Raw genomic sequence first — 22,509 nt, 5'->3', positions numbered from 1 at the left:
AACCGTATAACATTTATAGTACTTAGTTTTACTATTGATAGTCATGTGATAAATAAAAATGATTAGGAGTACAGGAAAAGGAGTGGATATCTATGGGAAAAATCAAAAAGATGATTACAGGAGTGGCAATCACATTTTTGTGTGGAATGGCGGTGTTTGTTAGTGGCAACACCTGTCTGGCGGCCGGAGAATCCTATAACACGGCAACCGAAGCCGCCTACGGGGATACCTTCCGGAGCGTCTATGAAAACAGGCTTGCCGGTTCTCCGTTAGAAGCAGGAGAAGTCAGCGGAGTGGATACCGCAACAGGTCATCTGATGCTTTCCCGTAATGACCTGTCGCTGGACGGAACAGGCGGCATGGATTTTGAACTGAACCGCTACTACGACAGCAACGAAGCCAACTTAGGTCATGCCACAGTGGAATATATTGAACAGTTAGAGGTAGATACCTTCTGGGTTTACTACACGGTGTCAGACGGTTCCCAGAGGCGCATTGTAGTAAACGCCGCCATTTGGAAGAACCATAAGAATGCCTTGAAAAACCTGTTAGTGAAATATGAAAAGGGAGAAGGTTGGAAAGGGGTATCTAAAGATGGAAAAGAACACTATGAGTATGATACCCAGCGGACCAAGATCGTCAGCAATGAGGGACACAACGTATACGGGCTTGCAAGCGGCTGGCGGTATGATTTCCCGTGGATTGAGACTGTCACATTGACTGAGGATGAAGGCTGGGGAAAGAACCCGGCTTACCTTCACTATGGAAGTGCCGGGGGCATAGGTATCGAAACCGAAGCGGATGACGCTACTAAAACCTATTCGATTAAAGGACTGGAAGGCTATGATTATGATGATATCAAACTGGAGGACTGGGACAAGACCGTAGACGGCATTGCCTGCAAATACCTTCTCCGGGATAAAACCGGACTCCGTACTTATTTCAATGAAGACGGTGTCATTGTGCTACAGAAAGACGTCCATGACAACACGGTTACTTTTACCTATACTGATGACATTTATTTCAGTAAGATCACCGATTCTGTAGGGCGGGAAATTGTATTCCACTACAGCGGCGAGGGGGACGAAAAGGCAGTTACCTCTGTCACTGTTCAGGGAAAAAACGTTGACGGAGGTGTGTCTTCTAAGACGATTACCTATGAGACCGAGGAAAAATCCTATACCCCTCATCATGGGGACCGGCTGAACGGCGTGATACTGACCAGTGCAACCGTAGACGGCAGTAAAGAAACGTATTCCTACAAGACTGTGGAGCGGCTGGTCAATACTTCCGGCGCCGGAGTAGCGTCACAGCGTGTTTCCACCAATCAGAGTTATCTGTTGACTAAAGTAACCGCAGACGGAAGCGAACAGCACTATGAATACCGTGCCTGCTCCCTGCGGGGAGAAAAGGAATCCGGAACCGACCAGAAACGGGACGTGGTAACGGAACAGTTCTATGTCACCAGGGAGTATGAGAAGGACACGAAAACCGGGAAAAAATCAAACGGGATCAAATACGATTACTTCCAGAAAAAAGGAAGCGATGACCTCCGTTCCTATGCGGATTTCCGGGAGAAGGAAAAGGAAGAAAACGGCGGCGATGGAATCAGCTATGAAGTATGGCAGTATGGGAACAGCGGGCTGAAAACCGTAACGGTCGTCAGCAGCTTCAATCCCGACGAATATAAAGCCAACGGAAAGTATTACGACTATACTTATAAGAAATCAAAAATCAATGCCAAAACCTTGAAATTAAAGAATAATACGAAAAAGAATGTCACCTTATACATATATAATGAAAATAAGCTGCTGACCGACGAGGTCAACTATGGAAAAGAAAAAGAAGAAACCCTTTACAGCTATGATGGCAGCGGGAAGGGTTCCCTTGTGGTGCTGGAAACCGACAAGTCTTATGGGAAAAAAGGAGAGAAAGCAGTTACAACAAAAGAGGGCTATACTTATGACCGTTACCGGAATGTTTTGACCGACAAATCTTCCAAAGCCTATCTGGCAAAAAATAAAGGGAAGGAGCATTTATACACTACAAGCTACACCTATCAGACAGTGCAGGGATACCCTGCTGGGGATGAACCCTTTGTGTGCCCGCTTGTAACAGAGGAATCCTATGCCTCTGCAGCGACAAAAAATAAACTGGTGAGTACACTATCAGCCAATGGGGTTGACTATGCCAGCATTTCTGAACAGAGAAGTGTAAACGGCGGGGCATACCAGACCATTTCCAAGACGGATTTCCAGTATGACGAGCAGGGAAATGAAATCCAGGGGAAAGTCTACCCTTCCTACAGCACGGATGGGGAAAAGGAAGTCATTCAAAACGATTATACCTATAACAGCCTGGGACAGCAGACCAAGAAGAACGTTACGATTACCTCCGCTAAACGTCCACAGGATAACCGTACCTACACGGAAGAAGAAGTGACCTACGATTCTTTCGGTAATGAGTTATCTTATATCGATGAGAATGGTCTAGTATCCCAAACCAGCTATGATCCGGAGACAGGAGAGGAAACCGAAACCATCCATGCGGTGGGAACAGAGTATGAATCCAAAGATAAGGAGTATGTTTCCACAGATGGATTAAAAACCATGACGGTGGACAACTATGGGCGTGTATCCATCGACATCCAGGATGCCTTTGGCAATACCATCATTAGCAAGGATGAAGCAGCAGGCACCTGGACGGAAAGTACCTATGACTATGGGGATGAAGATGACGATAGCAGTAACTCTGATGACAGCGAGGAAGACGAGGATGCTGGAGATGTGGAAATAGAAGAAACTGCCCGTTTAGTGGAAGAAAAGACATATCCCTTTACTCCGGATGAGAAGAAATTCATTATCAATGAAAATGGGGAAACGGTGGCTAACTTTTACATGACTGGAAAAGGGAAGGACATCCTGAGCGGTACGAAGTATTTCTATGATAATCTGGGCAATGAGATCGGAACAGCAGCGTTTAGCAACGGGGAACTGGATGCTGCCCACTGTACTTCCTGGAGTTTTAGTAAAAGCGAGACGGAAGTAACCGGAGAAGACGAGGATGCGCAGACGATTTCTACCAGCTACAGCAAAGAATTAAATCCATCGTCTTATCAGTCAGATGTGGATACCGAAGATTATTACGACCAGTTCAATGATGCCGTATTAAGCGAGACGACTACAGAGAATGTAACCGATGCGGAGGGGAATGCCCTGTCGCAGAAAACCACTACCATCCGGGGAAAGAACCGATCCGAATCCACCACGACTTATGAAACGGACGACTTTGGCAGAACCACAAAAGAGGATACCGTCACCAAGAACTATCAGGATGGCAGGTGGCTTCCTGCCTATGAAACCCAGACTCTCTCCACCTATGATGAGAACGGCAACGTGAGCCAGACGGAGGCAAAGAGCCGGAAAGAAGGGGAGACAGAATGGGAAACCCAGACGGTTAAAACGGATTATGATGAGCAGGGACAGGTTACAAAGGAATACACTCCAAGAGGGACAAAAGAGGATGTTGCCACCAAGTATGAATACGACATCCTCGGACGAATGATTCAGTCCGGGATTCCACAGGAGAAAAAGGATGGAAGTATCAGTTACCAGACCACCAAAACCGAGTACGACAATACGGGAAATGTGACGGAACAGGAAGAACAAATCGATAGTGACAGGACAGCAAGAACCGAGTATACTTATGATAAACAGGGAAACCTTGTCATGGTCAAGAACTGCCTGGATGCAGATAAAGCACAGTATGTCCAGTATGTCTATGATGTGCAGGGGAACAAAGTGCGTCAGTTTACCGGAATGACCAGTCCGCTGACGATTACGGTATCGGAAGTGACGGAAGCAGAAGACAATGCGGATACTTTTTCTTACGCTGGGAAGAACTATCAGTTAGAGGTCAGCGGAAAGAAAAAGGCAGATAGTATTGCTGAGACAAAGTACGAATACGATGGGAAAAACCAGTTAATTTCCTATACCGATCCGGAGGGCAGGACGGAGACCTATACTTATGATGTCAACAGTAACCTGACCAAAACAGTAGATAAAAACGGAAACACACAGAAAAGCACCTATGATTACCAGAACCGTCTGACGGAGATGGTGGCAAAAGAGAAAAAGACGGGGAAAGAAACCACTCATACCTATACCTATAATGCCTATGGGAATGTGGCAACACAGGACAACACTACTTTTACCTATGATGATGTGTCCGGGCGGGTGACAAAAGAGACAACCAAGCTGACTAAGAATCAGGATATAGTCAAGAATTACACCTATGATAGTGCGGGGAATAAGTCTGCCTTTGCAGTCAAAGTGGGAGAGGATACCAAACTTTCCTTGCAGTATACCTATGATGGGGAGTCGAAACTGACCTCTGTCACCGATGAAAAGGGGAGCAAGATAGTAGGATACGGCTATGATACCGATGGAAATCTTGCAAAAAGAACGGTGGATGGAAATGGTATGACAACTAACTATGTCTATGATTACCAGAACCATCTGACATCTCTAAAGAATCAGACAAAGAGTGCCGGGGTGATTTCCGAATACACTTCGGAATACTTAACGAATGGACAGAAATCTAAAGAGACAGCGGATACGATGGATGAGGATGGAAAGAAGTCGAAAAAGACATCTACCTACGTCTATGACCTACTAGGACGTATTACAAAAGAAACAAAAACGGGCAGCGAGGATATTTCCTATACCTATGACAGTAATAATAACCGGAAAGAGACGACGGTTGGCAATAAGGTAACTGCCTATAAATACAATAAGAACGATGAACTGCTCCGCACGGATACCCTGAATACTGATACGGAGGAAGATGCCGTTGTCATCTACAAAAACGACAAGAACGGAAATCAGCTTGCCACAGTCAACCGCTATGAAATCTCAAGTGATAAAAAGGACAGCACCTATGTGGATATCGACGTGACTTTGGGGGATAACCGCCTGAATGAGAACGTCGTGAATCATTATAATGCCCTGAATCAGCTAACCCAGACGCTGACAAAGAACTATAAGGTCAGCTTTACTTATGATGCTGAAGGGCTTCGGACCAGTAAGACCGTGAATGGAGAGAAGACGGTCTTTGTCTGGGACGGGGATCAGTTAGTGATGGAACTGTCCGAGAGTGGAAAGGTGCAGAAACGCTACATCCGTGGCAATGATCTTGTATATGCGGATAAAGGAACGGACACCGAAAAACAGTATTATGTGACCGACCCTCATGGAAATGTGGTACAGCTCACAGATGAAAGTGGAGCAGTCATCAAGACTTATGAGTATGATTCCTTTGGCAATGAAGTGAACCCGGATAGGAAGGATGAGAATCCGTTCCGTTATTGCGGGGAGTATTATGATAAGGAGACGGAGGAGATCTATTTAAGGGCAAGGTATTATCAGCCAAATGTGGGAAGGTTTTTGACGAGGGATAGTTATACTGGGGAAAGTGATGAGCCGCTGAGTTTGCATTTGTATACGTATTGTGAGAATGATGGCATAAATAGTGTTGATCCGAGTGGGCATAAAAAGTATGCAAAAGAAGAGCCTTTGGCTGGTTTAAGTGTTTGGCTTGATAAATACATAAACTCCGACTTGGGCAAGGAGAATAAAAAAGTAATACAAGTGCAGAACTCTAAAAATAAAAAGGTGAAAAATAAAAAGAAAATCAATACACCTTTGTATAATAAACATAAGGTTTTACTAAAGAAAGTAAAATCAAATAATTTATTTAACAGCACTTTGAATAAGTTTGGAAAAAAATATACAAAAAACAAAAAGAAGTATAAAAATATTTCTAAAAGAACAAAATTGCCACCACAGTTAATAGCTGCAATTCATTATCGTGAATCAAGTTGCAATTTTAAGACATATTTACATAATGGGGATCCTTTAGGAAAACCTACAATCCATGTACCAAAAGGAATATATTTCGAAAAATTTACAGATGCTGCAGTAGATGCATTGAAAGAAAAGAATAAATTTCGTAAAAAATATAAATTAAAAGCAGATTCTAAAGATATGGCGGCTATGTTATCATTTGCAGAAGTATATAATGGATTGGGTTACTTTAATAAGGGAGTAGTTAGTCCATATATATATAGCGGAACAAATTTATATAAAAAGGGCAAATTTGTTTCGGATGGAAGTTATAATGCTTCGGTGACAGATAAGCAACCTGGTGTTTATATCCTAATTAAAAAAATAATTTAGTATTATATTGTAGTAGATTGGAGATTATGATTGATGATTAAATTTCAAAAAAAAATTAAAATATTGTTATACTTTTTGTTTTGTGTATTATTTTTAAGTGCGTGTGGTAAAAAAAATCAAGAGACTATACCATCTAATTTAGTAGAGAAAAGCAATTTAAACTCATTTTTTTTAGAAAATAAATTTAAATTAGTAAAATTTAAAGGACGTTTTTCATCTGAGGATGGAGATATTATAGAAAGGGATGTATCAATTCAAATTGAGAAAATAGTTGAATTAAAATCAGGAATTATATATAAATTGAAAATTCAACCAATTAGAGGTGTTTCAGAAGAACGATTACTTTTGGGATTGTTTTATATACAAAAAGATAAAATCTATAAAATTGAACCTACAGAAGAAAATATAGAAATTATCAGAAAAGAGAATAAAATTCCTACAGAAAGTAATATTGTTTGTCAGGAAGGAGAAATAAAAGATAATTTGAAACAAGAACAAAAAGGTTATCACCAATATCTGTTAGTAAAAGAAGATTTGAGGGAATATCATTCGTATAATAATATGGTTGAATCTGGATATTTTGAGACTTTTATATGGGAAAGAAATATTGGATTAAAATATTATAAAAGTGGTTATGGAGCTGAGTTTAGTTTAGTTGAATTGGAATTATTAAATGAATGATGACAAGTGAGAGTAGAGTCTTACAAAAGCACTAATGGTCCTGTGTCAAGATTTAGCACAAAATAAAATGAGAAGTTCTGCCAACTAAGCTGCTGGCAGAGAACATACCCTCTCTTACATTTTTCAAAGTCATTAGGAGACATATAGTCGCAGTGACTGTGAATCCTAACGGTATTATAAAAGGTTTCGATATACTCGAATACAAGCCTATAGGCGTGTTTGTAGTTAATAATATTGAATCTGTTAAGCCATTCTCTTTTGATTAAGGAATGAAAAGATTCGATGCAGGCATTATCGTAAGGATAACCACTATGGGAATAGCTTCGCTGCATCTTTTCTGTGACCTCACGCCACGCATTTGAAACATACTGGCTGCCACGATCTGAATGGATAATAAGCGGTAAATCAGTATTACGACAGGCTTTTGCCTTATTGATTGTTTCGACAACTGTAGATACTTCCATAGTGTCTGCAAGAGTCCAGGCAATGATTTTGCGGGCGTATAAGTCCATAACACAGTTAAGGTATACAAAAAATAACAACAACAAAGGGAAAAACTTGTTTTAAGGCAAGTGACGGTAAATAGTATGATTTATCAAAGGCAGATATGGCCCATAAAGTAGATGCAGTATCATGGTGGAATTCAGTAGGAAGAAAGTATGGTGCTAAGTCGAAGGAAGTGCGAAAATTTATGTTAAATCCAGATAATTACTATTTAGAGCATTATAGTATTAATCGTTCGCAAGGACCTAAATTAAAGCAAACCTATTTACCGCCAACAAAATAATTCATATATTTTTGCTAGAAATTTTATATAATATTTTCTGTTATTGTTAATTTATTACTCCGAACATTATATAAGGATAATATATAGTACATATAATAATCGGAGTAATAATAAATTATGTGATATGTAATCTAAAAAGTTAACAGAGTAGATATAATCATAGAACAGAAAATATATATAATTTGTAAATGATTTCTTGATTATATAAGTGTGAGTGATTAAAATATATATTCAAGAATTAAATTATTAGAAGGAGATTGAGATTATGGAGTTAGATGAAAGAATATATCGAGAAATATGTGATTTAAGCCAAGAAGGGGATCAATATTTGGACGACGATAACTTTGAATTGGCAGAAAAGAAATATTTGGAGGCTCTTGATTTGATACCGAAACCTAAAACGGAATGGGAGGCAAGTACATGGTTGTATGTTGCGCTTGGGGAGGTTTATTTTTTTCCTTCTAAGTATTTAGAGGCGATTTCGTTTTTTAGTGAAGCATTGAAATGTCCGGAAGGGCTTGGAAATCCGTTGATAAATTTAAGAATGGGGCAATGTTACTATGAGTTGGGAAATTATGGTTCTGCAAAGGGTTATCTTCTGAAAGCCTATATGGTTGAAGGAAAGGAAATATTTGAAGGAGAAGATGATAAATATATTAAGTTTGTTGCTCAAATTAGATGATTGGAATTGAGAACCCATTGTAGTAAAGGTGATCTTATATGGCATGGACGGTTAGGATGTCATAATCGATAAAGAGTCTGGAGTAAGAAAGGTCGATTATAGCGAAATAAGACGATGTCTTATTAAGTGAATTCTCAATATCCACAAATTCATGAATTTAGACCAAAGGGAATGGTGTAGACTGGAAATGCTCATCTATGTGGATAAAAAAAGAGAGTTAACAAGAAAAAACAAAGATTATTATTGGAGGAACAAGTTATGGAATGCGATGAAAAGATAGGAGCAAGAATCAGACAGTTTATGGATGATTGTAATACCTTCTATGAACAGGGACAACTGAGTAAAGCAAGAGATTCACTTTTTGAAGCATGGGGTATCTTGCCTGATGAGAAATATATATATGATGAAAGTTACTGGATTGTGGCATTTATTTTGGATTTGTCTATTGAACTTCATGATATGGATGTGGCAAATCAATGGGTAGATAAAATATTAAAATGTGATTTAGAGAGACAGGATGATGGCGATCGTGAGATGTGGGTGGGAAAAGTGTTGTGTGAGTCAGGAAAAACAGATGAAGCAAAAAAATATTTTGAAATTGCATTTAAGAAATCAGAGGGAAGGTGTTTTGTAGGTGATGATGCTAAATATTTATGTGTTATTTCTGCATGAAAGACCGAAAGTGGAAAATTCAAAAACAAAGTTATTATAATAAAGAAATGGTTTAATGGCGAAAGTCAGAAATGATTCAAAAGGAAGAACTTTTCATAAAAGGGAGATATCGCAGCGAAGACGGCTTGTATAGATTAACATATTCCGATGCTTATGGCAAAAGAACTTCAGTCTATTCAAAGGATAAAAAAATGGGTGTTCCAGATCGGATGTGGGCTTTCTTTGTAAACTGTGTTATTACTTGGAAGTAGACATGCGAAAATTACTTGAATACAAAAACAGTATCATAAAAATGAATATGTAACGGAGTTTGGCACCGAATACGTTTGAATCAAACGGTTTGGTGCCCTTTTTATTGTACCCACTATGGAGCGTTTACACATAATTCTCCGAAAATTCCAAAATAATGGAAATTTCAATCCGTATAATCCCCCTTGATGAAAAATGTATCGTACGATAAATCATACGATTTCGTGCGAAACATATAGGTTGAGCGACAAAGCGGCTCGAAACTATACTAAATGTAGTTACAAGTCGGGTGGTGCAAGGAGGAGAGAAAAATAAGAGGTACAGTGAGAAAAAGATTGATGGATTATCTGCAGGACAATCATATGACGGCATACCGTTTTGCAAAGAAAAGCGGAATCCCACAAAGTACGATATGGAGTATCTTGAAAAAGGAAGACTATGAGGTGCGGGAGAAAAACATTCGGAAAATATGTAAAGCAATGGGAATATCAGCAAGTGAGATCATGGAATCCGAAGAGGAAGCAAAACGAAACCTCAGAGCAGGTGAGATCCCGGTGATGCATAAGTATCGAAAGCTGGATAAAAGCGATCAGTTTCGTGTACAAGGGTATATGGATGCATTGCTGGAAAAGCAGGATAGGGAGAAGAGTACATCATGAAATCACCCAAATTACGAAAACAATTAAAAATGGTTGATTTTTTCTGGGAAATAGCATAGAATAACAGTAACAGGACTCCCCGCACCTCTCACATATGTGATGTGTCCCATGGGGAGACATTTTTTTTAGGAGACAAGGATTGGATAATTCAAGCAAAGTGGAAATGGATTACAAACAGGATAGTCATTACGAAGAAACAGTAATGATGAAATCACCTAAAACCTATGAAGAACAGGTTAAAATCATAAAGAGAAAAGGATTTATCGTGGATGATGATGAAGCGTGCGAATCTTTTTTAAAACAGGCAAATTATTATCGTTTATCGGCATATTTTCTGCCATTTAGAAATGCAGATGGAACATATTTTGAAAATATTAATTTCAACAGAATTAAACGCATATATGAGTTTGATGGTCGTATAAGAAATTTGATATTTGAATGTATCGAGACAATAGAACTGTATTTGAGGACACAATTGTCATATTATTGTGGACATGCATACGGTGCATTGGGATACTTAAACCCGGATATATATAATGAAAGGCATAATGATGACAAATTTAAGAGGCTGCTTGACATTTGCATTGAAGAGAACAAAATGACATTAGTGGTGCAGCATCATAAGAAAAAGTATAGCGGACAATTTCCAATCTGGGTGATTATAGAGTTCTTCTCTATGGGGATGCTTTCATATCTGTATGCTGATTTGAAGTCGGTGGATCAGAAAAAAATTGCAAGAGAGCTATATCATACATCAAGTGTGTGTCTAAAAAGCTGGTTGCGCTGCATAACGGATTTACGCAATCGCTGTGCTCATTATTCAAGAATATATTACTGGTCATTTCCAGCATTGCCTAGGATGCCGAAAAATGTGTCGTTTAATACTAACCGGAAATTGTTTTCGCAGATATTGACGCTTAAATTTTTATATCCCGATAAAAATGAGTGGGAAAGCAGAATTATGACAGAGTTAAGAGCATTGATAGAGGAGTATGGAGATGATATTTCGTTGTCACATATTGGATTTCCGGAAAACTGGGATGAAATGATATAAATATCGTTTATGGAAAAGTATACGGAGGGTGAAATAAATAATTACCGCAATAGGGAGCCGCAGCGCGGCTCTTTTTGTATTGGCAATGATACGATAAATCATACGATTTTGTGCGAAACATATCATCTAGTAAAATGGTAGATTCCTGTTTATACTTGTATTGTGTCCACAGGAAATAATCCTTTCAGACACGGACAACTGAATACGATGATTTCACTGGACGTAAAGAACAGTTACGCATTGCGCCGTGCCGCAGATGCGCCAGGATCGGTAGGACAGACATAAAGGAGATAGCTTGTCAGGTATTCTTTTGATTGATCTGTCTGATGTGAGATGCCGGGAGTCAGGCGCTTATTATTGCAGCTGAGGAGTAAATCGTGGTACAATTTCAAATATATGGATTTTTCGATTGGGAAAATAGATGGAATGAAACAGAGTACAGGAGGTAGTTGTGAAGACATTAGTAGCGATTGGAGAGGCGTTGATTGATTTTGCACCACAGCAGACGGGCAGACAGATCAAAGATACGGAAAGCTTTATGCCAAAGGTGGGAGGTGCACCGGCCAATGTATGTGGAGCATATGCAAAACTTGGTGGCAAAGCAGTTATGCTGACGCAGCTTGGAGCAGATCCGTTTGGGGATAAGATTGTGGAAGAACTTGCGCACAGCGGCATAGACACCACATATATTTCACGCACAGAGGAAGCTAACACGTCGTTGGCATTTGTGGCATTGCTGGAAAATGGAGACAGAGAATTTACGTTTTTTAGAAAACCCGGCGCAGATATGCTGTATCGACCGGAACAGGTGCCGGAAGAAGTGTTTGCAGATGCATATGCGCTTCATTTTTGCTCGGTTTCTCTAGGAGATTATCCGATGAAGCAGGCGCATAAGAAAGCGATTGAAAAGGCTTCGGCGGCTGGAGTGATGATCAGCTTTGACCCGAATCTTCGACCTCAGTTGTGGCCGGATCAGGCGCAGCTTAAGGCGGCAGTGACAGAATTCCTTCCTTGCGCGGATATTCTTAAGCTGTCAGATGAAGAGTTGTTTTTTGTCACAGGCAAAGAACATATTGAAGATGCGGTGGAAGAGCTGTTTGCTATGGGAATCTCTGTGATCTTATATACGAAAGGAAGTCAGGGTGCGGAGGTTTACACAAGAACAGCGCATGTAGCTGTGTCCGGCACTGGGAAAAAGGCAGTGGATACGACCGGAGCGGGAGACGGATTTATTGGTTCTTTCCTTAACCAACTCGCTTATGAGGGGAGAACCCTGGATGACATGAAGAAGATGACGGATAAGGAGTGGGAGTCCTATCTGATTTTTTCAAACCGTTACTGCGGAGAAAGCATTCAGAAAAAAGGAGCGCTATCTTCTTACCTTACCAGACAGGAAATGGAAATGCTTTTTGGTTGAGGATAGGGCATTGTTAAGGAAACATTAAGTTAAGGTGTTAGAATTTATTAGCAGACAAGGAGTACAGGAGTCATATGGAAAAAATTAATAAAGAATATCCGATTTTAAGTAATTGGAAGTTTGTGTTTAAGGAAATGTATGACCTAGACCACAAGTACCCTTGGTATATTGCAGTACGATCGGTAGCAGGATTTTTGGCGCCGTTTATTGCAGCGATCATACCAAGTGCGGCGATCAGTATGGTCGAAAAAAAGGCAGATTTTTTGACTTTTTTTGGAGTAATGCTGGCGTTTGTGCTGGGAAATATGATTATGGGGATCGTATCGACAAAGTATGATTTTCTGATTAAAAAGAAAAATTATAAGGTGCAGTTTCAGTCTGTTCAGAAGAAAGTGATCAGCAAAATTATGACAGTGGATTACCAAATTCTGGAGAGTGCAGAAGGAAAACGAGCAGCGGATGGCGCAAAATACAGCTACTCGGAGGAATGGAATGGCTGGAGCCGCATTATGGATATGTTTACGCCATTCGCATTTAATCTGTTGGGAATTATCGTATATACGATCATACTGATTCCAAGATGCCCCTGGGTACTGCCGGTTTTTGCGATTATGAGCATTATGAATGTGATGATTGAGAAGAAAATTGCGCAACGGGGTTATCGGAAATATAGAGAGACAATTTGGGAGACAGATTCCAGAGTGGAGTATTTTTTTCAGAGAAGTACATCTGCTACGGACGGTAAAGACATTCGTTTGTATCGCATGGAAAAGTGGTTTGTGGATGTCATGAAAACACTGGTTCAGAGACGAATGAAAGTATGGAAACGCGTGGAGATGTATTATTTTCTGCCGCATCTGTCGGACACGATCTGGTCGCTCGTGCGTGACATCATTGCGTATACGGTGTTGATAAATCAGTTTTTGGCAGGGGAATTGAATGCGACCACATTTACTTTTTATTTGGGAATTATTACCGGTTTTGCTGGCTGGCTGAATGGCGGTAATATGGGAGACGGTTTCGTTCGCGCTAACAGTGAAATGATCCGTTGCAACTGGGGCATTAACGATTACCGCAGTTTTATGGAGTTAAAGGATTCGGAGCATACAGTAGAGAAAGAGAATACGGAAAACACTTGTGCTAAAAATGGGACAGACAAAACGGAAAACGGTATTACGCTTGAGTTTAAGAATGTATGTTTTCGTTATCCCGGTGCAAAACAGGATGTGATACATAATCTGAATCTCAAGGTAAAGGCAGGCGAAAATATTGCACTGGTGGGAGTAAACGGAGCTGGCAAGACCACTTTAGTAAAGTTGTTGTGCGGTTTTTATCATCCAAATGAAGGACAGATTTTGATCGCTGGCAGGGAGATTTCTGATTATTCAGAGACAGAATATCGCAAATTAGTCGGAGCAGTATTTCAAGACATGATGGTGATGGCAACTTCGGTAGCAGAAAATATCGCTTGTGAAAAACAGGAAAATATTGATGAACCAAAACTGCGAACGGCAATGCAGCTTGCAGATATTGAGGATAAGGTCCTATCTTTGCCAAAGAAGGAAAAGACAGCGGTTACCAACTTTTTGGATAAGGATGGCGTGTTGTTTTCGGGCGGAGAATTACAGCGCATATTACTGGCGAGAGCTTTATATAAGGACGCACCGCTTTTGTTGTTAGACGAGCCGACCAGTGCGCTGGATCCTCTGGCAGAGACAGCGATTTACGAACAGTATCACCGGTTATCGGAAGGGAAAACAACGATTTTTATTTCCCATCGCTTGGCGAGTACCAAATTCTGCGACCGCATCATTTATTATGAAAATGGTCAGGTGAAAGAAGACGGCACGCACGATGAACTAATGAAAAAGAATGGTGCATATGCCAAGATGTTTGAAATACAAAGTCAATACTACAATGAGAAGGGTGGTGATTTCGATGAGTAAGCATGCGATCAGCAATGAAAAAGAATCTGTAGGGGCGATCATAAAGAAATTTATGCATGTCATCGGGATCAATCATCGGCTGTGCAAGTGGATCCTGCCTTGTAATCTTGGAAAAAATATAATTATGGCGGGTCTGCCTTATGTGGGCATTGTATACGGCTGCAATATCTTAAATGCATTAGTTGCACGGGAAGCGAAGGGACATATCATGAATATGGTCTACCAACTTTTGGTGATCACTTTTGCAATGACGCTCCTGTACCATATTTTGGATAAAGCAGGAAATGCGATGCGAGATAATATTCGTTACCGAATCAAGGCGGATATATCCAGTAAAGCTGCAAGCTTAGATTATCAAGATCTTGAGTCGCAGGATAGTATGCAGCTTTTGACGGCAGCGTTAGAAGGTGAAAAAGAAAGCGGTGGTATTTACTGGTTTTCGGATAAATTAGGCGTGCTGATCGGTGATGTTGCATCTATCTTTTATGCCTTTGTTGTGCTTGTCCCAATTTTGACACAGCAACAGCATTTGACCGGAAATGGTGTGATGCAGATCTTAAATTCTAAGTGGATCATATACCTTATTTTCTTGTTAAATCTGTTTTCTATGTTCCTTTTTATGTGGATATCCAAGAAGGGCAACAAAAAGCAGTATGAAATTTATGAGGAAAGTTTGGATGCGATTCGCAAGGACGATTATTTTTATCGCGAGATCCTCAGCAAATATGCGACAGGTAAGGAGATCCGTCTGTATGCCTTAAAGGATTTGCTGTTGAGGGATATGACGAAAGTGTGGGATGAAAAGTGCAATATTCAGGACAGAAAGCTAGACATTCAGGAAAAGATCCGAATCCGTTATTTGATCGTACAGGCGTTGCTTTTAGTGATTTCCTATACGGTGATCGGAGTCAGAGGCGTTAATGGGATGATCACGGGAGCGGAAGTGGTCAAGTATGTATCGGCACTAACGGCACTCGGAGGTGCTTGTCAATATATGGTAGATCATTTTGAAACGGTGTTGCTTAATATGCAGTATTTGCATCATTATTACGAATATCTGCAGTTGCCAAATCGCAAACAGACGGGTGGAAAACCTACGGCTGATCTACCTCAACAGGATTTGGTGATTACCTTTGAGGATGTAAGTTTTAAGTATCCCGGTGGTAAAAAGGATAGTTTAGAGCATGTTAATCTCACATTTCACTATGGAGAAAAAATTGCGCTGGTAGGTCCGAATGGTGCCGGAAAAACGACCTTGATCCTGTTGCTGTGTCGACTGTATGAGCCAACACACGGACGTATTTTGCTAAATGGGATCGATATTCGTGAATATGATTATGAAGAATATTTGGCAATGTTTGGTGTGGTATTTCAGGATTTCAAACTGTTCGCTATGACAGTAGCAGAAAATGTTGCTGCCAGTGAGGAGTACGATGAGCGGGAGATTGAAGAGGTTTTGGAGAAAGCAGGCATTTGGGAGCGTGTCCAGAAAATGGAACAGGGAATCCATAATCCATTGTATAATGTTGGTATTAAAGGTGTTGAGGTGTCTGGCGGTGAGGCACAGAAAATTGCTATTGCGCGCGCCTTATATAAGAAAGCACCTTTTATCATTTTGGATGAACCAACCAGTGCACTAGACCCTATGGCGGAATATGAAATTTATTCAAGTTTTGACCGACTGATTCAAGACAGAATGGCGGTATACATATCCCATAGAATGTCAAGCTGTCGTTTTTGCCAACGGATTATTGTGTTAAAGGACGGACAGGTGCAGGAGCAGGGAACACACGAAGAATTGATAGAAAAAGACGGAATTTACGCTATGATGTGGAATGCACAGGCACAAAACTATCAATAGAAGGAGATTAGACGTATGAAAAACAATTTTCAAAAGACGATGTACGCCTGTTTTGCAGGTTATATTGTTTAGGCGATCGTCAATAATTTTGTGCCGTTGCTTTTTTTGACCTTTGAAAAAAGCTATCATATTCCACTCAGTCAGATTACGATGCTGATCACTTTTAACTTTGGTATTCAGTTACTGGTGGACCTGTTATCGGCGGGATTCATTGACCGGATCGGTTATCGGGTATCCATTGTGCTGGCGCATCATTTTTCCGGTGTTGCTTGTTGTGAGTATTTTATTATTGCGGACAGTTAGGGAAAATAGGAAAGATTGAAAGAAAGCAGATTGAAGAGAGAATAAATAGAAATTTGTAATTTTGCACAAAGAAAACATTTTCGTAGATAGTTTCGAAAATGTTTTCTTTGTGCATTATGGCGAAAATGTGAACAAAATATGAATGAGTATTGTAAAAATTTCATAATATAGCTATAATTATCAATGTGATTATGTGCAATTCAAACAAAAAAGGTGTAAATAGGGAAACGGCGGAACAGAACTGCGCCAATTGGGAAAAGTATGTTTGGGTGAGAATGTAAATAGGGAAATTATCTGAATGGGGATCAGAAATCAAGCGTATTCCAAGGAATGGGTACAAAAGAATAAACAGTTTCAGAAAGGGAAGGTAGTTTTATGAACAAAGCAAAAAAATGGTTGGCGCATGTGTTGGCACTGGCAATGGTTATTAGTTCTATTAGCGTATTGTCATTCGGTCAGCAAACAAAATCAGAGGCAGCATCCGGATCGTTCCAGAATCTGAATCAGAGCCAGTTTGTATCTGCAATGGGAGCAGGCTGGAATCTGGGAAATCAGTTGGAAGCAGCAAATAACGGAGTACCAAGTGAAACAGCGTGGGGTAATCCGACCATTACGGAAAATCTGATTAAAGCAGTGAAAAACGCAGGATTTACATCCGTCCGCATTCCGGTATCCTATATGGGACACATTGGCTCAGACAGCAACTATACGGTTGATGCCAGCTGGTTAAACAGAGTGCAGCAAGTGGTAGATATGTGTGTAAACAATGGTTTGTATGCGATCATCAACATGCATGGTGATGGTTATACTACTTTGGATGGTGGTTGGCTGTTTTGTGGATCTTCCAATCAGACAGCGATCAAGGCAAAGTACAAGGCTGTGTGGAAACAGATTGCAACTAAGTTCAAAAATTATGATCAGCATTTAGTATTTGAGTCTATGAATGAAGAATTCGATGGAACATACGGAACACCTTCATCCACGGCATATGCAAATATTAATGCTTATAATCAGATCTTTGTAGACACAGTTCGTCAGACAGGTGGCAACAATGCAAAGCGTTGGCTCATGATTCCGGGATGGAATACCAATATTACATATACAGTTGGTAATTACGGATTTTCCCTGCCAACAGACAATTACAGAGATCGCAGCATTTCTACTCCAAGAATTATGATTTCTGTCCATTACTATGATCCATGGGATTTCTGTGGAGAGGAATCTTCTAATGTAACACAGTGGGGAGATACAGCAACAAACAGCGCAAAGACATCTTCCTGGGGTGATGAATCTGCTCTGAAATCACAGTTTTCCAGCTTGTATAACAAGTTCGTAGCAGCAGGTTACCCGGTAGTGATCGGTGAGTATGGTTCAATTGATAAGTCAGCATACGATTCTACAAGCGCTGCACAGAGAGCAGAGTTTGCGAAAAAAGTATGTACTTATGCTAAGAAGTATGGCATGGTGCCGGTCCTTTGGGATAATGGTTATACGGGCACATATGGTTTTGGCGTGATTGACAGAAGTACCTGTAAAGTAACACAGCAAAAGATTATTGATGCCATTGCATCAGTATATCCAAAGAGCAGCAATTCCAACAGCTCTAGCAGCTCCAATAGCTCCAACAGTTCCGCATCTTCTTTAGAGGGAACATACTATATTAAGAGTTCCTTCAGTGGTTTATATTTGGACGTTGCTAATGGATCAGCTTCTAACAATGCTAATGTGCAGCAGTATACGTACACAGGCACAGATCGTCAGAAATTCAAGCTGGTAAAGGATTCCGCAACAGGATATTACTATATTTACACAGGTGCCAGCGGATATTCAAAGGTAGTAGATGTTGCAGGCAAAAGTGCCGCTGATGGTGCTAATATTTTGCAATACAGTTATAAGGGTTCCAACAACCAGTTATTTGACATTCAAAAGATATCAAATGGAGCCTATGCGATTAAGACAAGAGTAACCTCCAGTGCTTCCTGCCTTGATGTATATAATTGGAGTACGGCAGCAGGTGGCAATATCGCTCAGTATTCTTACTGGGGTGGTGCCTGCCAGTTATGGATCTTAGAAAAAGCATCAGACACAAAAGGCACAGACATCAGTCTGTCAGCCAATGATCTTACTTACGGAAACTATACAAATGCCATTACATCAGGAAGTTTTACAATCGGAGCATCTTCTAGCAAAAATGTAGCGGTGCTTAATCGCAACACTACTGTAAATGGCACAAGTTACAGCAAAGTATTGCAAATGAATGGTGGTGGTAACAGCACCGGAAGATATATCAAGTTTACGGCAACGGGAGCTTGTACGGTAAAAGTTACGGCAGCATCCACATCAACATCCGCATCCAGAACATTGCGTCTGGCATCCGGTAGCGTAGGTGGAAGCACAGTAGGAAATGCTACGATCACAGGAACACCATCTACGGTAACATACAAAATTCCTTCTGCAGGTACCTATTATCTGTATTCAACGGGAAGTGGAATTTATGTATATCAGGTTAATGTAGCATATTAATGAATTGTCACAACTAATCATCACAAATAATATAAAATGATACAGAGGGCTTTTTGGTGCTAGAGATTTCAAAAAGTCCTCTGTGTTTTATCTGAAAATTTAAAACAGTATTCATTTTCGTTATACAATATATTAGGCTAAGTAAAACTTTCCATACCGGGAGTTATTGACCAAACCACATATTGCTTATTATGTCAGTAAAATAATAACTATTTTGCAGCCGATAAAGTAAATTATCCTGCCATCAAAAAAACTAAGACAATTGCCGAAGAACGCAGAGTTTTCATAGTGATTTCTTATTTTGTTAAGTCTCTGATGAATACATGCCTGAAGGAGTGTATGAGATGTCTCGGTTTAGCAAGGTATCATCCATTTTTGGACGGGACGCTTCCGCTACGATGCGCTACGTCACGTTACTTAATGTCTCTGAAATACGAGACATAAGTAACGACGAGCGCAAAGTCCCTTTCAAAAATGATGAATACCTTGCTTCCGAGACTTCGAGTTTCCGAAAGGCATGTAAATCATACATCAGAGACAACAAAATTTAGAAATCACTATGAAAAAGAGCAAAACCAGCGTTTTGCTCTACAAGAATTGCTAAAGCAATTCTTGGCGATGTCACGCTACATAACAGCAATTTCCTATCAACTGAAAACTAATTGCGGCAAGGCAATTGCTATAGTTTTTTGATGGCAGTATTCACTATATGTCAGCTGCAAAATATAATTAAACCATCGACATAATAAGCAATATGTGGTTGTGCGAAATAATGAGGTATGGGAAGTTTGAATTAGGCTAAGTTGAACGGTCTAAGATTAGAAAACCGCACCAAACGGCGGAGAAAGCAGGACGAAGATGAAACAAAAGACAAAGCAAAAAGTTATCACGGAGCGGGAAATTATTCGCTTCCGTCAATGTTTATACAAAGCAGAAAAGTCCCCGAGTACGATCGATAAATATGTACGGGATGTCCGTAAATTGCAGCAATATGCGAACGGAAGGATCCTAACGAAAACGCTTATGCTGGAATACAAAAGAGATCTGGAAGTGAGCAGCACCTACAAGGCTACCAGTATTAATTCGTACATTGCAGCCATCAATCAATTTTGTCAGGCAATGCACTGGAATGATCTATGCATCAAAACGATCAAAGTGCAGAGAACAGCATTTGAGCCCGAAGAAAAAGAATTAACGATAGGAAGACAATAAAGCCGGCATCGCTGTTTTCGCTGCTGTGATCTACAGAGAAATTAGAACATTGTGAGATATGCACATAATAATCTTATAAATATGTGAATATTGCCGATAGTAATCCCTCTTGAAAGATGACATATTATCACGTACGAAACAATATGTACAAATGCATAACAGGAAGAGGGGGAGTACACTATGGCAAGAGAAATAAAACCATACGAAGAACTGGAGCTAAAAGACGACTTTATGTTTGGATTGATCATGCACGATCCCAAATATGTAAAACCATTTTTGGAGATGATCTTGAAGATCAAGATTCGAAAGGTTGTATATCCGCAGTCACAGAAGAGTATTGATCTGTCTGCAAATGCCAAAGCAATACGGTTAGATGTGTATGTGGAAGATGATCAGAACACGGTCTTTAACTTGGAGATGCAGACGTCAGATAATAGGAATCTACCGAAACGGATGCGGTATTATCAAGGCGTGATAGACCTTAACATATTGCAGAAAGGTCAGGATTACACGAAATTAAAGAAAAGTTATGTGATCTTTATCTGTACATTTGATCCGTTCGGAGAAGGTCGGCATATTTATACATTTTGTAATACCTGTCAGGAAAATACGGCATTGACATTAGATGATGACGCAGTTAAGATAATCTTAAGTACGAAGGGGACGATGGATGATGTGAGTCCCGAAATGAAACGGATTTTGGATTATATTGATGGAAAAGGTGCGTCGGATGAGTATACGAAGCAGTTAGAGGAAGCAGTGCGTTCGGCCCGCCAAAATGAGAGTTGGAGGTTGGGATATATGACGTTAGAATACGAATATCGGCAGCGTTATGAAGAGGGCCAGAAGGAAGGCGAAGAAACAGGAATAGCCAAAACCAATGAACGGTTTATTCGAAAGCTATACGAACGTGGAGAAAGCATAGCATCTATTGCAGAATTTGTAGAGCTGGATGAGGAAGCAGTGAAGCGGATTATTGAAGCAATGGGATTAGAGTAAGAAAGTAGGATGAAAAATTATTATGATTAACAAGTTGCATGCTGAAATGATTAAATTGTATGCAGGAGATCCGAAAAGAATACAGCATTTTTGCAAAGTTCACAGCTATGCAAAATTAATAGCAGAACTGGAGAATGTGGATGAGAAGACTAGGTTTATTCTTGAGACAGCAGCATTAACACATGACATAGGCATTCATGTATGCGAACAAAAATATGGCGACTGCGGGGGTAAATTACAGGAACAGGAAGGTCCGGGACTGGCGCAACAATTGCTTGCCAAGTTGCGGTTCCCGGAGGATGTATCGACCAGGGTACAATATTTGATCGCACATCATCATACCTATGAGGATATGGATGGGATCGACTATCAGATTTTGGTTGAGGCAGATTTTTTGGTGAATATGTATGAAGATACATTATCACAGCAGGCAGTACAGCATGCGTATACAACGATTTTTAGAACAGAGACAGGGAAGATGATTTGTAGGGATATGTTTGCACTTACTTAAAATCGTACTTGAAGATCATGATTCGTCCTGCGGATGGATTACAGGGATAAATAACTGCTTGGGATATATGATGTTTTGAACATGCAGTATTTCAGGAAAAGGAGTAGTATGTGATGGATGAACGGTTAAAAAAGCAGCTTGCATTTGCATTGGAGATTGATAAGGAGAAGAATATTTTTCGGCAGACGCATCTTTCCGGACATGGAAGAAATGAAAATGATGCAGAGCATGCTTGGCATATGGCAATTATGGCGTATGTGCTTCGGGAATATTCGAATGAAAAAATCGACATTGCAAAAGTGATGTTAATGTGTTTGATCCATGATATTGTAGAGATCGATGCAGGGGATACTTATGCGTATGATGCAGAGAATCTGAAGACACAGAAAGCAAGAGAGGATGCTGCAAAGGAGCGGATCTTTTCGCTCTTACCGGATGAACAAAAGGAAGAACTGATCGCATTGTTTGATGAGTTTGAGGCGTTTGAAACGCCGGAATCGAAGTTTGCACATGCCATGGATAATTTACAGCCGTTAATGTTAAATAACAGTAATGGTGGTGCGGATTGGAGGGAACACGAGGTTACGGCGCAGCAGGTATACGGAAGGCAGAGTAAGACGCGTCTTGGATCAGAACCATTGTTCGAAGTCGTAGACTCGATCATACAGCAAAACATTGCAAATGGTCAGATACGTGAGGATTGAGTCACATCTGGTC

Annotated in this window: 15 protein-coding genes and 1 pseudogene; 15 read left to right on the top strand and 1 reads right to left on the bottom strand. The window is 40.2% G+C overall.

The window, feature by feature from the left end:
• The first annotated feature begins 92 nt into the window (after window positions 1–92).
• Window positions 93–6,236 (top strand): RHS repeat-associated core domain-containing protein, encoded by a 6,144-nt coding sequence (locus ACSAJE_RS07430; RefSeq protein WP_458008704.1) that lies wholly within the window; start codon window positions 93–95, stop codon window positions 6,234–6,236.
• 33 nt (window positions 6,237–6,269) lie between these two features.
• Entirely contained in the window at window positions 6,270–6,917 is a 648-nt protein-coding gene (locus ACSAJE_RS07425; RefSeq protein WP_118690010.1) for a hypothetical protein, read from the top strand.
• A gap of 20 nt (window positions 6,918–6,937) precedes the next feature.
• Here ACSAJE_RS07425 and ACSAJE_RS07420 read toward each other — a convergent pair whose 3' ends face one another.
• Complete coding sequence (locus ACSAJE_RS07420; RefSeq protein ID WP_458010056.1) at window positions 6,938–7,459, bottom strand: transposase; 522 nt, start codon at window positions 7,457–7,459, stop codon at window positions 6,938–6,940.
• A gap of 510 nt (window positions 7,460–7,969) precedes the next feature.
• On the opposite strand from ACSAJE_RS07420, the gene ACSAJE_RS07415 reads away from it, so the two are divergent.
• From ACSAJE_RS07415 to ACSAJE_RS07355, 13 genes and pseudogenes are all read left to right on the top strand, one after another.
• Window positions 7,970–8,386, top strand: a complete 417-nt coding sequence (locus tag ACSAJE_RS07415) for a tetratricopeptide repeat protein (protein ID WP_458008703.1) — start codon at window positions 7,970–7,972, stop codon at window positions 8,384–8,386.
• 258 nt (window positions 8,387–8,644) lie between these two features.
• Window positions 8,645–9,058 carry a hypothetical protein gene (locus ACSAJE_RS07410; protein ID WP_118690007.1) on the top strand — a complete coding sequence of 138 codons (414 nt, stop codon included), beginning with the start codon at window positions 8,645–8,647 and terminating at the stop codon, window positions 9,056–9,058.
• A 572-nt stretch (window positions 9,059–9,630) separates the two neighbouring features.
• A complete protein-coding gene (locus tag ACSAJE_RS07405; protein WP_458008702.1) occupies window positions 9,631–9,966 on the top strand; it encodes a helix-turn-helix domain-containing protein in 336 nt (111 codons plus the stop codon).
• Between the two features lie 139 nt (window positions 9,967–10,105).
• Window positions 10,106–11,020 carry an Abi family protein gene (locus tag ACSAJE_RS07400; RefSeq protein WP_458008701.1) on the top strand — a complete coding sequence of 305 codons (915 nt, stop codon included), beginning with the start codon at window positions 10,106–10,108 and terminating at the stop codon, window positions 11,018–11,020.
• A 451-nt stretch (window positions 11,021–11,471) separates the two neighbouring features.
• Window positions 11,472–12,437: a carbohydrate kinase family protein gene (locus ACSAJE_RS07395; RefSeq protein ID WP_118690004.1), complete on the top strand. Its 966-nt coding sequence runs from the start codon at window positions 11,472–11,474 to the stop codon at window positions 12,435–12,437.
• 74 nt (window positions 12,438–12,511) lie between these two features.
• The gene (locus tag ACSAJE_RS07390; RefSeq protein WP_458008700.1) at window positions 12,512–14,383 is read left to right on the top strand and encodes an ABC transporter ATP-binding protein; all 1,872 of its coding nucleotides are present in this window, start codon (window positions 12,512–12,514) and stop codon (window positions 14,381–14,383) included.
• Window positions 14,376–16,244, top strand: a complete 1,869-nt coding sequence (locus ACSAJE_RS07385) for an ABC transporter ATP-binding protein (protein WP_182448318.1) — start codon at window positions 14,376–14,378, stop codon at window positions 16,242–16,244. The genes ACSAJE_RS07390 and ACSAJE_RS07385 overlap by 8 nt, the downstream gene beginning before the upstream one ends.
• 75 nt (window positions 16,245–16,319) lie before the next feature.
• Window positions 16,320–16,496: pseudogene (locus ACSAJE_RS07380) on the top strand (MFS transporter); the annotation flags it as partial.
• Between the two features lie 426 nt (window positions 16,497–16,922).
• Complete coding sequence (locus ACSAJE_RS07375) at window positions 16,923–19,070, top strand: cellulase family glycosylhydrolase (protein WP_118690001.1); 2,148 nt, start codon at window positions 16,923–16,925, stop codon at window positions 19,068–19,070.
• An 858-nt stretch (window positions 19,071–19,928) separates the two neighbouring features.
• Window positions 19,929–20,282, top strand: a complete 354-nt coding sequence (locus ACSAJE_RS07370) for a site-specific integrase (protein ID WP_458008699.1) — start codon at window positions 19,929–19,931, stop codon at window positions 20,280–20,282.
• A 180-nt stretch (window positions 20,283–20,462) separates the two neighbouring features.
• Window positions 20,463–21,281: an Rpn family recombination-promoting nuclease/putative transposase gene (locus tag ACSAJE_RS07365; protein WP_458008698.1), complete on the top strand. Its 819-nt coding sequence runs from the start codon at window positions 20,463–20,465 to the stop codon at window positions 21,279–21,281.
• Between the two features lie 22 nt (window positions 21,282–21,303).
• Complete coding sequence (locus tag ACSAJE_RS07360; protein ID WP_118689997.1) at window positions 21,304–21,792, top strand: HD domain-containing protein; 489 nt, start codon at window positions 21,304–21,306, stop codon at window positions 21,790–21,792.
• A 113-nt stretch (window positions 21,793–21,905) separates the two neighbouring features.
• Window positions 21,906–22,496, top strand: coding sequence for an HD domain-containing protein (locus ACSAJE_RS07355; RefSeq protein WP_458008697.1), 591 nt, complete (start codon window positions 21,906–21,908; stop codon window positions 22,494–22,496).
• The last annotated feature ends 13 nt before the right edge of the window (window positions 22,497–22,509 follow it).

This window comes from Jutongia sp. SJQ-6 (assembly GCF_054161275.1).
Note: the sequence above shows the minus strand (reverse complement) of the source record. Positions and strands in the feature narration are given on the sequence as shown.

What these genes read in the sequence shown, in the direction of transcription:
- ACSAJE_RS07375 (WP_118690001.1), top strand. Translation starts at nt 16,923, where the DNA reads ATGAACAAAGCAAAAAAATGGTTGGCGCATGTGTTGGCACTGGCAATG.
- ACSAJE_RS07430 (WP_458008704.1), top strand. Translation starts at nt 93, where the DNA reads ATGGGAAAAATCAAAAAGATGATTACAGGAGTGGCAATCACATTTTTG.
- ACSAJE_RS07385 (WP_182448318.1), top strand. Translation starts at nt 14,376, where the DNA reads ATGAGTAAGCATGCGATCAGCAATGAAAAAGAATCTGTAGGGGCGATC.
- ACSAJE_RS07365 (WP_458008698.1), top strand. Translation starts at nt 20,463, where the DNA reads ATGGCAAGAGAAATAAAACCATACGAAGAACTGGAGCTAAAAGACGAC.
- ACSAJE_RS07360 (WP_118689997.1), top strand. Translation starts at nt 21,304, where the DNA reads ATGATTAACAAGTTGCATGCTGAAATGATTAAATTGTATGCAGGAGAT.
- ACSAJE_RS07410 (WP_118690007.1), top strand. Translation starts at nt 8,645, where the DNA reads ATGGAATGCGATGAAAAGATAGGAGCAAGAATCAGACAGTTTATGGAT.
- ACSAJE_RS07415 (WP_458008703.1), top strand. Translation starts at nt 7,970, where the DNA reads ATGGAGTTAGATGAAAGAATATATCGAGAAATATGTGATTTAAGCCAA.
- ACSAJE_RS07390 (WP_458008700.1), top strand. Translation starts at nt 12,512, where the DNA reads ATGGAAAAAATTAATAAAGAATATCCGATTTTAAGTAATTGGAAGTTT.
- ACSAJE_RS07370 (WP_458008699.1), top strand. Translation starts at nt 19,929, where the DNA reads ATGAAACAAAAGACAAAGCAAAAAGTTATCACGGAGCGGGAAATTATT.
- ACSAJE_RS07425 (WP_118690010.1), top strand. Translation starts at nt 6,270, where the DNA reads ATGATTAAATTTCAAAAAAAAATTAAAATATTGTTATACTTTTTGTTT.
- ACSAJE_RS07355 (WP_458008697.1), top strand. Translation starts at nt 21,906, where the DNA reads ATGGATGAACGGTTAAAAAAGCAGCTTGCATTTGCATTGGAGATTGAT.